The organism is Chryseobacterium sp. SIMBA_029 (assembly GCF_046535275.1).
In the GTDB taxonomy this organism is placed as follows: Bacteria; Bacteroidota; Bacteroidia; order Flavobacteriales; family Weeksellaceae; genus Chryseobacterium.
Map to the genome: position 1 here is coordinate 1 of NZ_JAWRXA010000257.1, position 276 is coordinate 276.

1 protein-coding gene is annotated in these 276 nt (G+C 43.5%); it reads left to right on the plus strand.

Features of this window, described 5'->3' with window-relative positions:
- The coding region (locus SB679_RS24050) for a GLUG motif-containing protein (RefSeq protein ID WP_410704756.1) at nt 1–276 on the plus strand (276 nt) is incomplete at both ends.

Genomic DNA, 276 nt, shown 5'->3' on the forward strand with positions numbered 1-276 from the left:
GGTCTCTTTGGTAGTACTGCGGGTAGTGCTGAAATTATGAATCTTGAACTGCTTGGAGCTAATATCAGCGCTGATGGATCTAATGTTGGGATTTTAATTGGCTATATGCAAGAAGGAACCATCCACAATTGTTACGTTGAAGGAACTATAACCAATACCAATAATAGTTTTTATACAGGCGGGCTTGTAGGGAGAATGGATAGCCAAGCTGAAGTCGGAAGATCCCATTCAAACGTAGACATCTTTGGGAGCCGAAGTGTTGGAGGGCTAGTCGGG